Source organism: Bradyrhizobium sp. UBA2491 (genome assembly GCF_002341725.1).
GTDB lineage: Bacteria > Pseudomonadota > Alphaproteobacteria > Rhizobiales > Xanthobacteraceae > Bradyrhizobium.
The window spans coordinates 1-13,287 of sequence record NZ_DDOP01000036.1; the positions used below are offsets into that span (position 1 = coordinate 1).

9 protein-coding genes are annotated in these 13,287 nt (G+C 65.6%); 7 read left to right on the forward strand and 2 right to left on the reverse strand.

Annotated elements, in window-relative coordinates; all coding sequences use genetic code 11:
- Nucleotides 1-43 precede the first annotated feature (43 nt).
- Entirely contained in the window at nt 44-724 is a 681-nt protein-coding gene (gene aat / locus B2W55_RS10430; RefSeq protein WP_024578464.1) for a leucyl/phenylalanyl-tRNA--protein transferase, read from the reverse strand.
- A gap of 223 nt (nt 725-947) precedes the next feature.
- Between aat and B2W55_RS10435 the strand changes: the two genes are divergently transcribed.
- From B2W55_RS10435 to B2W55_RS10465, 7 genes are all read left to right on the forward strand, one after another.
- Nucleotides 948-2,393 (forward strand): DASS family sodium-coupled anion symporter, encoded by a 1,446-nt coding sequence (locus B2W55_RS10435; protein ID WP_024578463.1) that lies wholly within the window; start codon nt 948-950, stop codon nt 2,391-2,393.
- 179 nt (nt 2,394-2,572) lie between these two features.
- Nucleotides 2,573-3,901, forward strand: coding sequence for an MdtA/MuxA family multidrug efflux RND transporter periplasmic adaptor subunit (locus B2W55_RS10440; protein WP_024578462.1), 1,329 nt, complete (start codon nt 2,573-2,575; stop codon nt 3,899-3,901).
- Complete coding sequence (locus tag B2W55_RS10445; protein ID WP_024578461.1) at nt 3,898-7,005, forward strand: MdtB/MuxB family multidrug efflux RND transporter permease subunit; 3,108 nt, start codon at nt 3,898-3,900, stop codon at nt 7,003-7,005. Before B2W55_RS10440 ends, B2W55_RS10445 begins: the two co-directional genes overlap by 4 nt.
- A 3-nt stretch (nt 7,006-7,008) precedes the next feature.
- Nucleotides 7,009-10,293 (forward strand): efflux RND transporter permease subunit, encoded by a 3,285-nt coding sequence (locus tag B2W55_RS10450; RefSeq protein ID WP_024578460.1) that lies wholly within the window; start codon nt 7,009-7,011, stop codon nt 10,291-10,293.
- A gap of 33 nt (nt 10,294-10,326) precedes the next feature.
- On the forward strand, nt 10,327-11,802 hold the full coding sequence (locus B2W55_RS10455) for an efflux transporter outer membrane subunit (RefSeq protein ID WP_024578459.1): 1,476 nt from the start codon (nt 10,327-10,329) through the stop codon (nt 11,800-11,802).
- Nucleotides 11,803-11,810: 8 nt separating this feature from the next.
- A complete protein-coding gene (locus B2W55_RS10460) occupies nt 11,811-12,122 on the forward strand; it encodes a hypothetical protein (RefSeq protein ID WP_024578458.1) in 312 nt (103 codons plus the stop codon).
- A complete protein-coding gene (locus tag B2W55_RS10465; RefSeq protein ID WP_024578457.1) occupies nt 12,119-12,460 on the forward strand; it encodes a hypothetical protein in 342 nt (113 codons plus the stop codon). The genes B2W55_RS10460 and B2W55_RS10465 overlap by 4 nt, the downstream gene beginning before the upstream one ends.
- A gap of 52 nt (nt 12,461-12,512) precedes the next feature.
- Here B2W55_RS10465 and B2W55_RS10470 read toward each other — a convergent pair whose 3' ends face one another.
- Nucleotides 12,513-13,277: a hypothetical protein gene (locus B2W55_RS10470; protein ID WP_145987264.1), complete on the reverse strand. Its 765-nt coding sequence runs from the start codon at nt 13,275-13,277 to the stop codon at nt 12,513-12,515.
- Nucleotides 13,278-13,287 lie beyond the last annotated feature (10 nt).

The window sequence follows — 13,287 nt, forward strand, 5'->3', positions numbered from 1 at the left end:
GCTTCGCTCATGCGGGCTACGCCTCTGCATCCGGGTTACGAATTCAATTGCGTTCAGTGATGATCGCCAGCGCCTGCTCGCCCGTGACCGGCTGCGTGGTGTCGAGCTTGCGGAAATCCGCCGGCGCGCCCGATATCGCCTTGTCGAGCAGCGTGCGATAGCGGCGGCGCGAGATTTCGACCGCGCCGAACGTCTTGAGATGCTCGGTGACATATTGCGTGTCGAGCAGTTCGAAGCCGCCCGCGATCAGCCGTGCCACCAGATGCACCAGCGCGACCTTCGAGGCGTCGCGCGCGGTGTGGAACATGCTCTCGCCGAAGAAGGCGCGGCCGAGGCTGACGCCATAGAGGCCGCCGACCAGATTGTCGTCCTGCCAGACCTCGACGCTGTGGCAGTGGCCCGACGTGTATAGCCCGAGATAGAGATCGCGGATCCGCTTGTTGATCCAGGTGTCGTCGCGGCCCGGCTGCGGCGCCGCGCAGCCGGCGATCACGGCCTTGAACGCGGTATCGACGGTGACGGTGAAGGCATCCGAGCGAACGGTGCGCGCCAGGCGGGAGGCGACGCGGAAGCCATCGAACGGAATCACGCCGCGCAATTCCGGCTCGACCCAGAACAGCGTCGGATCGTCGGCGCTCTCCGCCATCGGGAAGATGCCGCAGGCATAGGCGCGCAGCAGCACCTCGGGCGTGATCTCGGAGGCGGCGGAGTCGCGTGACGTCATGGCCGCGAGAATAGCAAAGCGCGACCGGTCTTGCGATGGGGGCTGCTACGGGGTCCTGACGTGTTGACGAAACCGATCGGTTCCTCCACAAGCCGCGCCATTCGGCCGGACTTGCCCGCGACGGGCGGCGCGGCCGTGCTAGATTGCAACAAAAAGATGGCGGCACCGCCCGGGACAGGCGGCTCGCACGCCCGACAAATCAAAACACGTGAGGGGACGCTGCATGAAATCGTCATGGCGGACGTTTGCGCCATTGCTGGTCTGGCTGGTGATCTATCTGGTCCCGGTGCCGGCCGGGCTGAACGCCAATCAGTGGCATTATTTCGCGGTGTTCGCCGCCGTCATCACCGGGCTGATCCTCGAATCGATGCCGGTCGGCGCGGTCGGATTGATCGGCCTCACCGTTGCCGGCGTCGGCGGCTATGTCGAGCCCGACCCGAACAAGTCGCTGCGCTGGATGCTGAGCGGCTTTTCCGAGAGCACGGTGTGGCTGATCGTCGGCGCCTTCGTGTTCTCGATCGGCTATCGCAAGAGCGGGCTCGGCCGCAGGCTGGCGCTGCTGCTGGTGCGCGGGCTCGGCCGGCGCACCATCGGGCTCGGCTATGCGGTGGCATTCTCCGATCTGGTGCTGGCGCCGGCGACGCCGTCCAACACCGCGCGCTCGGGCGGCACGATCTATCCGATCGTCAGCAACATTCCGCGCATCTATGGCTCCGAGCCCGGCCCGACCGCAGGCAAGATCGGCACCTTCGTGATGTGGACGGCGTTCGCGACCACCGCCGTCACCAGTTCGCTTTTCCTGACCGCGCTGGCGCCGAATGCTGCCGCGCTTTCGATCGCCAAGAAGCTCGTCAATATCGAGGTCGGCTGGTCGCAATGGTTCATCGGCTTCGCGCCGCTCGGAATCCTGTTGCTGCTGCTGGTGCCGCTGCTCAGCTATGTGATCTGCCGCCCGGAGATCAAGGAGAGCCCGGAGATCGTCACTTGGAGCCAAGGCGAGATCGCCAAGATGGGGCCGCCGTCGCGGCAGGAATGGATCATGGCGGTGCTGGTGCTGCTCGCGATGTTCCTGTGGATCTGCGGCTCCAATCCCAATATCAGCGTGCCGCTGCTCGGTTCGAACTTCATCAATGCGACCACCGTCGTGTTCGTGGTGATCTCGCTGATGCTGCTGACCGGCGTGATCGCGTTCGAGGACATCGTCGCGGAGAAGAGTGCCTGGGAGGTCTTCTTCTATTTCACCTCGCTGCTCACGCTGTCGTCGGGGCTCAACGAGATCGGCTTCATCAAATGGGTGGCCGAGGCGTACGCCAAGCCGCTCTCCGGCACGTCGCCGCTCGCCGGAATCATCCTGCTGGTGTCGTTCTTCTTCTGGATCCACTATTTCTTCTCGAGCATCACCTCGCATACGGCAGCCGTGCTGCCGGTGGTGCTGGCGGTCGGCTCCAGCATTCCGGGCCTGCCGGTGCAGACCTTGATGCTGCTGTGCGTCTATTCGCTGGGGCTGATGGGCGTGATCTCGCCCTATGCCACCGGACCGGCGCCGATGTATTACGGCAGCGGCTATATCGGCAAAGGCGACTTCTGGAAGTTCGGGCTGATCTTCGGCGTGATCTACTTTGCCGGATTGTTGCTGATCGTGTTGCCCTGGCTACAGTCGATCGGGTAAAATAGCCACAATCCGGCGTGAAACAGCGCTCGACCGGGAAGGAGGGGCCATCCTTTCCGAATCTTAACGCGCTTTGTCAGACGGAAGCGTTCAAAATGCTTCCTCGCGTGCGGCGCGCGCCGGCTCTAGGGGACACATAGAGCTGCGCGAGCTCATTCGTGTTTCTTCGTGGGCAGGTTATGGACCAGCAGATCAAAGACCCGTCGATCGTCGCACCTGGACCCGTCAGGCGAGCGTCGCGCTGGCCGGGGATACTGACGGGATTACTCGTGCTGGCGGTGCTCGCCGGCATCGTCTGGTGGACGCGCCAGCAGGCCGCGCCGCAACAGGCCGGGGGCGGCCGCAATGCCGGGCCGATGTCGATCGTGCCGGAGACGATCGGCAAGGGCGATATCGGCGTCAGCCTCAATGCGCTCGGCACCGTGACCTCGCTCGCCACCGTGACGATCAGGAGCCAGATCAGCGGCTACCTGATGAAGATCGATTTCAAGGAAGGCGACGAGGTCAAGAAGGGTGACCTGATCGCCGAGATCGATTCGCGGCCCTATGAGGCGACGCTGGCGCAGGCCAAGGGCAATCTGGCGCGCGACGAGGCGCAGCTGAAGGGCGCCCAGGTCGATCTCACGCGCTACCAGAACCTCGCCACCCAGAACGCGGTGCCGCATCAAACGCTCGATACCCAGGTCGCGCTGGTCGCGCAGTATCAAGGCACGGTCGAAGCCGACCGCGCCGCCGTGAAGTCGGCCGAGGTGAACTTGGCGTATTGTCACATCGTGTCGCCGATCAACGGGCGGGTCGGACTGCGTCAGGTCGATCTCGGCAACTACGTGACGCCGGGCGACACCAATGGTCTGGTCGTGATCACGCAGCTCGAGCCGATCAGCGTGCTGTTCACGCTGCCGGAAGACAATCTGCAAGCGGTCAAGAAGCGGCTGAAGGAGGGCGCCGTGCTGCCGACGGCGGCCTATGACCGCAGCGGCGCCACCAAGCTCGCCGACGGCTCGCTCCAGACTTTCGACAGCCAGATCGATCCGACCACCGGCACGATCAAGCTGCGCGCCCAGTTCGAGAACCAGGATCGCTCGCTGTATCCGAACCAGTTCGTCAACATCCGCCTGCTGCTCGACACCCACAAGGACGCCACGACGATGTCGACGGCGGGAATCCAGCGCGGCGTCCCGGGCACCTTCGTCTACCTCGTCAATGCCGACAGCACGGTCTCGGTGCGGCCGGTGAAGCTCGGCGTCACCGATGGTGACCGGGTCGAGGTGTTGTCCGGGCTGGTGCCCGGCGACCGCGTCGTGATCGACGGCGCCGACAAGCTGCGCGAGGGCGCCAAGGTGGTGGTGCGCTCCGCGGCCGATACCGCCAGCCCGGCCGGCGCGGCCAAGGGGCCGGCCAGCGGGGGCGACAAGGCAGGCGGCACCGGAGACAGCAAGGCCGGCGCCGCTCCCGACAAGGCGGGAGGCGGCAAGCACAAACGGTCCGAGGACGGGCAGACCAAATGAACCCGTCTCGGCCATTCATCCTGCGGCCGGTGGCGACGACCCTGATGATGATCGCCATCATGCTGTCGGGCATGCTGGCGTTCAGATTTCTGCCGGTCGCGGCGTTGCCGGAGGTCGACTATCCGACCATCCAGGTTCAGACCTTCTATCCGGGCGCAAGCCCGGACGTGATGACATCGTCGGTGACGGCGCCGCTCGAGGTCCAGTTCGGTCAGATGCCGAATTTGAACCAGATGAGTTCGGTGAGCTCGGCGGGCTCGTCGGTGATCACCCTGCAATTCGGCCTGTCGATCTCGCTCGACGTCGCCGAGCAGGAGGTGCAGGCCGCGATCAACGCCGCCGGCAATCTGCTGCCGACGGACCTGCCGGCGCCGCCGATCTACGCCAAGGTCAATCCGGCTGACGCGCCGATCCTCACCCTCGGTCTGACGTCGAAGACCATGCCGCTGACGCAGGTGCAGGACTTCGTCGACACAAGGTTGGCGCAGAAGATCTCGCAACTGCCCGGCGTCGGCCTCGTCAGCATCAGCGGCGGCCAGCGGCCCGCGGTGCGCATCCAGGCCGACATCCGCAAGCTCGCGGCCTACGGCCTCAACATCGACGATCTCCGCACCACGCTCGGCAATGCTAACGTCAACACGCCGAAGGGCAATTTCGACGGCCCGATGCGCGCCTACACGATCAACGCCAACGACCAGATCCGCAATGCCAGCGACTACCAGTCGCTGATCATCGCCTACAAGAACGGCTCGCCGGTGCGCCTGTCCGACGTCGGCAACGTCGTCGACGGCGCCCAGAACGACAAGCTCGGCGCCTGGATGAATGAGACGCCGGCGATCATCCTCAACATCCAGCGCCAGCCCGGTGCCAACGTCATCTCGGTCGTGCAAGGCATCAAGGACCTGCTGCCGCAATTGCAGGCGACGCTGCCGGCCGCGATCGACCTCAACATCCTGACCGACCGTACCGTGACGATCCGGGCCTCGGTCCGCGACGTCGAATACGAGCTGTCGCTGGCGGTGGTCCTGGTCGTGCTGGTGATCTTCGTGTTCCTGCGCTCGACCCGCGCCACGCTGATCCCGAGCCTGTCGGTGCCGCTCTCGCTGGTCGGCACCCTGGGAGCGATGTATCTGTTCGGCTTCAGCCTGAACAATCTGTCGCTGATGGCGCTGACGATCGCGACCGGCTTCGTGGTCGACGACGCCATCGTCGTGATCGAGAACATCTCGCGCTACATCGAGGAGGGCGAAAGCCCGCTCGAGGCGGCCCTGAAGGGCTCCGAGCAGATCGGCTTCACTATCATCTCGCTGACGGTGTCGCTGATCGCGGTGCTGATCCCGCTGTTGTTCATGGGCGACGTCGTCGGCCGCCTGTTCCGCGAGTTCGCGATCACGCTGTCGGTCACGATCCTGATCTCCGCCGTGGTGTCGCTGACACTGGTGCCGATGGCCTGCGCCAAGCTGCTGAAGCCGGAGAGCATGGCGCGCGAGAACACCTTCCAGCGGCTCAGCCGGGAAGGGTTCGACGCCATCATCGCGGTCTACGGCCGGATGCTCAACTGGGTGCTGGACCGCCAGCCGCTGGTGCTGCTGGTGGCGCTCGCCACCTTCGGTCTCACCGCGCTGCTCTACGTCGTCATCCCCAAGGGCTTCTTTCCGGTGCAGGACACCGGCGTGATCCAGGCGATCTCCGAGGCGCCGCAATCGGTCTCCTACGCGGCGATGGCCGAGCGGCAGCAGCGGCTCGCCAGCGCGATCCTGAAAGACCCCGACGTCGAGAGCCTGTCGTCGTTCATCGGCGTCGACGGCACCAACACCACGCTCAACAGCGGCCGCATCCTGATCAATCTGAAGCCGCATGAGCAGCGCAAGGCCGGCGTCGCGACCGTGATGGACCGGATCAAGGCCAGCACGGCTGATCTGACCGGGATCACGCTCTACATGCAGCCGGTGCAGGACCTGACCATCGAAGGCACGGTGAGCCGGACGCAGTATCAGTTCATCTTGCAGGACGCCGATCCGAACGAACTCGCGGAATGGACGCCGAAGCTGGTCGACAAGCTGCGGGAACTGCCCGAGCTCGCCGATGTCAGCAGCGATATCGCAGCGCAAGGCCTTTCGGTTTTCGTGGACATCGACCGCGACCAGGCCGCCCGCTTCGGCATCACGCCGGCGACCATCGACAATGCGCTGTATGATTCCTACGGCCAGCGCATCGTCTCCACGGTGTTCACAAATTCGAACCAGTACCGGGTGATCCTGGAGGCCGATCCGTCGTTGCAGAATTCGCTGGATTCGCTGTCGTCGATCTATCTGCCGTCATCGGTGGGCTCGACGCCGGTTCCGCTATCCGTCATGGCCAAGATGCGGGTCGAGACCGCGCCGTTGCAGGTCTCGCATCTCGGCCAATTCCCGTCGGCGACCGTGTCGTTCAATCTCGCGCCGGGCGCCTCGCTCGGCGGCGCTGTGACGGCGATCAAGCAGGCGCAGCTCGACATCAACCAGCCGCTCGGCATGATCACGAGCTTCCAGGGCGCGGCGTTGGCGTTCCAATCGTCGCTCTCCAACCAGCTGTTCCTGATCCTGGCCGCGATCATCACGGTCTATATCGTACTTGGCGTGCTCTATGAGAGTTTCATCCATCCGCTGACCATCCTCTCGACGCTGCCCTCGGCGGGCATCGGCGCGTTGCTGGCGCTGATGATGGCTGGGCAGGATCTCACCATCATCGCGATCATCGGCATCATCCTCTTGATCGGCATCGTGAAGAAGAACGCGATCATGATGATCGACTTCGCGCTCGATGCCGAGCGCAACGAGGGCAAGCCGCCGCGGGAGGCGATCTACCAGGCCTGCCTGTTGCGGTTCCGGCCGATCATCATGACGACGATGGCTGCCGTCCTCGGTGCGCTGCCGCTGATGATCGGCAGCGGCGCCGGCTCCGAGCTCCGCCATCCGCTCGGCATCTCCATCGTCGGCGGCCTCCTGGTGAGCCAGTTGCTGACCCTGTTCACGACGCCGGTGATCTATCTCTGGTTCGATCGGCTCGCGCTGCGGTTCGCCGGGCGCGGGAGCGAGGTCGGCGAGGCGAGCGGGTCGCGTTGAGCCATGGAGCCGTCAACGCCATTCATCCGCCGGCCGGTCGCAACGACGTTACTGACGTTCGGGCTCGCGGCGGCGGGCATTGTCGCGTTCTTCAAGCTGCCGGTGTCGCCGCTGCCGGCGGTCGATTTCCCGACCATCTCGGTGCAGGCGACACTGCCGGGCGCGAGCCCCCAGGATGTCGCGACCACGGTCGCAAGTCCGCTGGAGCGGCATCTCGGCCAGATCGCCGACGTCAGCGAGATGACGTCGTCGAGCTCGGTCGGTTCGACCCGGATCACGCTGCAATTCAACCTCAATCGCGACATCGACGGCGCGGCGCGTGACGTGCAGGCCGCGATCAACGCGGCGCGAGCCGATCTGCCGACCAGCCTGCGCAGCAATCCGACGTACCGCAAGGTCAATCCGGCCGACGCGCCGATCCTGATCCTGACACTGACCTCGGATACGATGACGCGCGGCGATCTGTACGACGCTGCGTCCACGGTGCTGGCGCAGAAGCTGTCGCAGGTCGACGGCATCGGCCAGGTCGTGGTCGGCGGCAGCTCGCTGCCCGCCGTCCGCGTCGACCTGATCCCGCAGGCGCTCTACAAATACGGCATCGGTCTCGAGGACGTCCGTGCCGCGCTGTCGAACGCCAACGCGCACAGCCCGAAGGGCGGCATCGATGTCGGCGACCAGCGCTACCAGGTCTATGCCAACGACCAGGCCAACAAGGCCGCCGACTATCAGTCGCTGATCGTAGCCTACCGCAATGGCGCGCCGGTCCATCTCTCCGACGTCGGCGAGGTGACCGACGGCGTCGAGAATTTGCGCAACGCAGGGCTTGCCGACGGCAAGCCGGCGGTGCTGGTCATCCTCTACCGCCAGCCCAACGCCAATATCATCTCGACCGTCGACCTGGTGAAGGCGCTGATGCCGCAGCTGAAGGCCTCGGTGTCGCCGGCGATCGACATCGGCCTGGCGGTGGACCGCTCGACGACCATCCGCACCTCGCTCAAGGATGTCGAGCGAACGCTTATCTTGGCGGTCTTTCTGGTTGTCGTCGTGGTGTTCGCGTTCCTGCGCAGCGGGCGTGCCACGTTCATTCCGGTGGTGGCGGTCTCGGTATCGTTGGTCGCGACCTTCGGTGCGATGTACCTGTTCGGCTACAGCCTCGACAATCTGTCGCTGATGGCGCTGACGGTGGCGACCGGATTCGTGGTCGACGACGCTATCGTGGTGCTGGAGAACGTCACCCGCTACATCGAGGAAGGCCTGAGCCCGCTCGAGGCGGCACTGAAGGGCGCCAACGAGGTCGGCTTCACCGTGCTGTCGATGAGCATCTCGCTGATCGCGGTGTTCATTCCCATTCTGCTGATGGCCGGCATCGTCGGACGGCTGTTCCGCGAATTCGCGATGACGATCTCGATCTCGATCCTGATCTCGCTCGCGGTCTCGCTGGCGACCACGCCGATGATGTGCGCCGTATTGCTCAAGCCGGACCACGGCGGCCACGGGCGGCTCTATTGGGCGAGTGAGCGCTTCTTCGAGGCGATGCTGAATTTCTACCGCCGGACATTGACCGCGGCGCTGCAACATCCGCTGTCGGTGATGCTGGTGCTGGCGGCGGTGTTCGGCCTCAATTTCTATCTCTACAACGTGATCCCGAAGGGCTTCTTCCCGCAGCAGGACACCGGACGGCTGGTCGGTTCGATCCAGGCCGACCAGAGCGTGTCATTCCAGCTGATGCAGCAGAAGCTCGCGCAGTTCGTCGGTATCATCAAGCGCGATCCGGCGGTGGAGACCGTGGTCGGCTTCACCGGCGGCGGGCAGACCAATTCCGGATTCGTGTTCGTGTCGCTGCGGCCGCTCGACCAGCGCAAGCTCGGCGCCGACGGCGTGATCGCGCGGCTGCGTCGGGAGATGGCGGTGGTGCCCGGCGCGAGCCTGTTCCTACAGGCGGTGCAGGACATCCGGGTCGGGGGCAGGGCCTCGAACGCGCAGTATCAATACACATTGCAGGGCTCGACGCTGGAGGAGCTCAATGACTGGACGCCGAAGATCGCGGCGGCCTTGCAGCGCGATCCGAACCTTGCCGACGTCAACAGCGACCAGCAGAACAAGGGCCTGGAGTCCGACCTCGTGATCGACCGTGACGCCGCGGCCCGGCTCGGCATCACGGTCAGCCAGATCGACAACACGCTCTACGATGCCTTCGGCCAGCGTCAGGTGTCGACGATCTATGTCGCACGCAACCAGTACCACGTCATCATGGAGGTGGCGCCGCGCTACTGGCAGAACCCGGAGACGCTGAAGGACGTCTATATCAGCACCTCGGGCGCATCGGTCGGCGGGTCGCAATCGACCAATGCGGTCGCGGGCACCGTGGTGGCGTCGGGGACCTCGAGCGCGGCCAGCTCGGCCAATGCGCAGGCCGCGCGCAACCAGGCCACCAATTCGATCGGCTCGACCGGGAAAGGGGCGGCCTCGACCGGGTCGGCGGTCTCGACCAGCAGCGAGACCATGATCCCGCTCTCGGCGGTCGCTGCCTTCAAGCAAGGCGCGACGCCGCTCGCGGTCAATCATCAAGGGCTTTTGGTCGCCAACACCATCTCGTTCAACCTGCCGCCGAACGTGTCGCTCAGCACCGCGGTCGCCAGCATCGAGGCGACCATGAACCGGATCGGCGTTCCGGCCACGATCCGTGGCACCTTCCAGGGCTCCGCCAAGGCGTTCCAGGATTCCCTGAGCAACCAGCCGTTCCTGATCCTGGCGGCCGTGATCACGATCTATATCGTGCTGGGCGTGCTCTATGAGAGCTACGTCCACCCCCTGACCATCTTGTCCACACTGCCCTCCGCAGGTGTGGGTGCCTTGCTGGCGCTGATGGCATTCAAGACCGAGTTCAGTATCATGGCGCTGATCGGCGTCATCCTGCTGATCGGTATTGTGAAGAAGAACGCCATCATGATGATCGACTTTGCGCTGGATGCGGAACGCAGGCGCGGGCTGGAGCCGCTCGAGGCGATCAGGGAAGCATGCCTGTTGCGCTTCCGTCCGATCATGATGACGACGATGGCCGCACTGCTCGGTGCCGTGCCGCTGGCGATCGGGATGGGCGATGGCGGCGAGCTGCGGCAGCCGCTCGGCATCGCCATTGTCGGCGGCCTGATCCTGAGCCAGGTCCTGACGCTCTACACGACGCCGGTCATCTATCTCTATCTGGATCGGTTCCGCCTGTGGGCCCAACGCGTCCGCCAGGGCGGCGCATTGCGGCGGCCGGGCTCCTCACTTCAACCGGGCGAGTAAATGCCGACAGTTGCAGCATCGCGAAGTCTTCAAATGTTGCGGAAATCGGTCCGGTTTCCGCGCGCCGCTGCGGTTGGCGAGAAGCGCCGGCGTCCCGCGTTGCTGACGCTTGTCGGGATCGGTCTCGGCCTGTCCGGCTGCATTCCCGGCGCGGAGCGGCCCGAGCTCAATCTCGAAGTGCCGGCGAGCTATCGCGCCGCTGCCAAGGGCGATGCGGACGCGGCCGTGCCGGCGCTCGCCTGGTGGCGCGGCTTTCGCTCGCCCGAGCTGACCGGCTTGATGGAATCCGCGCAGCTCTACAATCTCGATATTGCCGTGGCGATCGCCCAGATCGTGCAGGCCGATGCGCAGGCCGGCGTCTCCGGCGCCGCGCTGCTGCCGTCGCTGTCCGGATCGGCCAATGCCGAACGCCAGCGCGTCGCGGCGGGATCGAGCTCGTCGCTCGGCGGCAGCGGCACCTTCTCGCAATACAGTCTCGGCCTGAGCGCGAGCTATATCGTGGATTTCTGGGGCAAGAATCGCGCGACGCTGTCGGCGTCGGAGGAGAGCGCGACCAGTGCCCGCTACAATCGCGAAGTGGTCGCGCTGAGCACGATGGCGACGGTCGCCAACACCTATTTCCAGGTGCTGGCGGCCCAGGACCAGATCAAGGTCACCCGCCGCAACCTGGCGGCGGCCGAGCGCATCCTCGCTCTGATCAAGTCGCAATTCGCCGGCGGCACCGCCTCGCAGCTCGATCTGTCGCAGCAGGAGGCGCTGGTCGCGACCCAGCGCGCGGCGATCCCGCCGCTCGAGGTGACGGTCGGGCAGAACATCGCCGCGCTCGCCGTGCTGGTGGCGCGCGCGCCGGCCGATTTCAGCGTGCGCGGCGGCTCCACGACGCAGATCGCGGTGCCGCGGGTGACGCCCGGGATGCCGTCCGAACTGCTCTACCAGCGGCCTGACGTGCGCCAGGCCGAGGCGCAACTGGCGTCCTCCAATTTCAGCGTCGATGCGGCGCGCGCGGCGTTCTTCCCGCAGATCCAGCTCACCGGCACGACCGGCTTCCAGAGCGCCGCGCTCGCCTCGCTGTTCGCGCCGGGCGGCTGGTACTACACGCTCGCCGCCGGGCTGACCCAGCCGCTGTTCGACGGCTTCCTGCTGGAGAGCCAGCTCAAGCTCGCCAAGGGCCAGCAATTGCAATACTTGCAGGCCTATCGCAAGGCGGTGCTGTCGGCCTTCGCCGACGTCGAGAAGGCGCTGATCGCGCTGCAAAAGTACACGTTGCAGGAACGCCTGCAAGCCGATGTCGTGGCGGCGTCGCGCAAGGCGTTCGAGGTCGCCGAGACGCAGTTGCGCGGCGGCACGGTCAATCTCATCACGGTGCTACAGGCGCAGCAGACGCTGTTCACGGCCGAGAACAATCTGGTTACGGTCCGGCTCAACAAGCTGCTTGCCGCGAGCAGCCTGTTCCAGGCGCTCGGCGGCGGCTGGACGCCGTCCGGCATGCTTGCGGCGACGGCGCAGTGAGGTCGGTGATGCAGCGGTTCGCAACAGTTCTCGTCATTGCCCTGATCGTCGCGTTGGGCGCGCCGGCCGGCCCGGCGCGGGCACAGCAGGGCGCTCCCAACGGCGTTCCGCTCAGCTTCGGCATGAGCGCCGACCAGGCCAGCCAGTCGCTCGGTGTTCCGCTGAGTTACGTGCGCGGCACGCCCGGCAATGAAATGTTCGTCGCGCTGCCCAATGTCAGGGGCAGCGTGCTGTCGCGGCGTAGCGACGGGCTCTACCTGCAATTCGGCAAGGGACGCCTGATCGGCTGGAAGGGCGATTGGGGGACCGTTCGGCAATGAGGGCCTCGACCATGATCGCCTTGAGGGGACTGATCGCCTGCGCCGCCGTCGCGCTCAGCGCGGCCGCCGCATCGGCGCAGGACCGGCCGCTGCGCTACGGCAGCACCGGCGGTGCGTATTTCGACGGCAGGGATGACCACCGCGATTTCCGGAGCAACGGCTACTTCCCGGGCAGCTTTGCCAGCGATCCCTTCAGCGCCGGGTTCGGGGCCGCGGGACTGTTCGGCGCGACGCCGCAGCACTCGGCGCGGCCGTATCCGTCGCAGGTGATCTTCGGTCAGCCGTGCCCGGATTGCCGGCCGTACCGCACGCGGCGGCACCGCGACCGGCCCGATTGAATGCGCAGCTTGAGCTGCTGGCAAAGCGGATTCGCGCCGTTCGGATGATGCTCTAGCCCCTGCGCTGGAGCTCATCGATGATGCGCGGCTTCATCCAGCCGGCCTTGTCGATGATCTCCCTGCGTAGCGCGTCCTTGTCGATCTCATGTTGCTCGCGAGGGATGTCGCCGCCGCCGGCATTTCGGAACGTCTCGAGCAGGCCGCTGTGCCGCGCCTTCCACTCGATGACATGCTCGGTCATGGTTTGGGTCACCGCCGGCAGGAAGCCGGGATGCGCTGCCAGGCCGCATGACGCCGTGGTCTGCGGATCGCCGGCCAGCATGATCACGTTCCACTCGTCGTAACCGATCAGATCCATCTGGCCGTAGAGAAACGCGCCATGCGGCCCGTCCCAGATCTTCTGGTCGATGATGAGGAAAGGCAACGCGTGGCAGTAGCCGTATTGGGCCGCCATGTCGCGGTTGAAGGCCTCGGTACGCTGTTGCAAGCGTCGACTGGCGGCCGCGAACACCGCGAGCGAATTGTCGGCCGTGGGCGCTGCGTCGTGCTCATTGTCGGGCACGAAGCCCGCATCGCGCAGCAGCGAGCCGATCTGCGGGTGGTCCCACTGCATCTTGTGAAAGGCCGGCGCGGTGCGATCGGCGTCCGGCGCCGGACGTGAGGTGTCCTTGGGCTCGCCCAAGGTCTCCCGCTTCTTTCCGAAAACCACCCTGCGCCCGAACATCGCGTGCCGTTCCTGCCAAGCTGGGGGAAAAGCATGGCAAACAATGCCCAGACTTGTCTTAACTGGTCGGGCCAGCCGGCCGCGATCAAACAACAGGGTAACG

Excerpts from the sequence above, each read along its gene's own strand:
- aat (WP_024578464.1), bottom strand. The coding sequence starts at position 724 with ATGACGTCACGCGACTCCGCCGCCTCCGAGATCACGCCCGAGGTGCTG.
- B2W55_RS10435 (WP_024578463.1), top strand. The coding sequence starts at position 948 with ATGAAATCGTCATGGCGGACGTTTGCGCCATTGCTGGTCTGGCTGGTG.
- B2W55_RS10440 (WP_024578462.1), top strand. The coding sequence starts at position 2,573 with ATGGACCAGCAGATCAAAGACCCGTCGATCGTCGCACCTGGACCCGTC.
- B2W55_RS10445 (WP_024578461.1), top strand. The coding sequence starts at position 3,898 with ATGAACCCGTCTCGGCCATTCATCCTGCGGCCGGTGGCGACGACCCTG.
- B2W55_RS10450 (WP_024578460.1), top strand. The coding sequence starts at position 7,009 with ATGGAGCCGTCAACGCCATTCATCCGCCGGCCGGTCGCAACGACGTTA.
- B2W55_RS10455 (WP_024578459.1), top strand. The coding sequence starts at position 10,327 with ATGTTGCGGAAATCGGTCCGGTTTCCGCGCGCCGCTGCGGTTGGCGAG.
- B2W55_RS10460 (WP_024578458.1), top strand. The coding sequence starts at position 11,811 with ATGCAGCGGTTCGCAACAGTTCTCGTCATTGCCCTGATCGTCGCGTTG.
- B2W55_RS10465 (WP_024578457.1), top strand. The coding sequence starts at position 12,119 with ATGAGGGCCTCGACCATGATCGCCTTGAGGGGACTGATCGCCTGCGCC.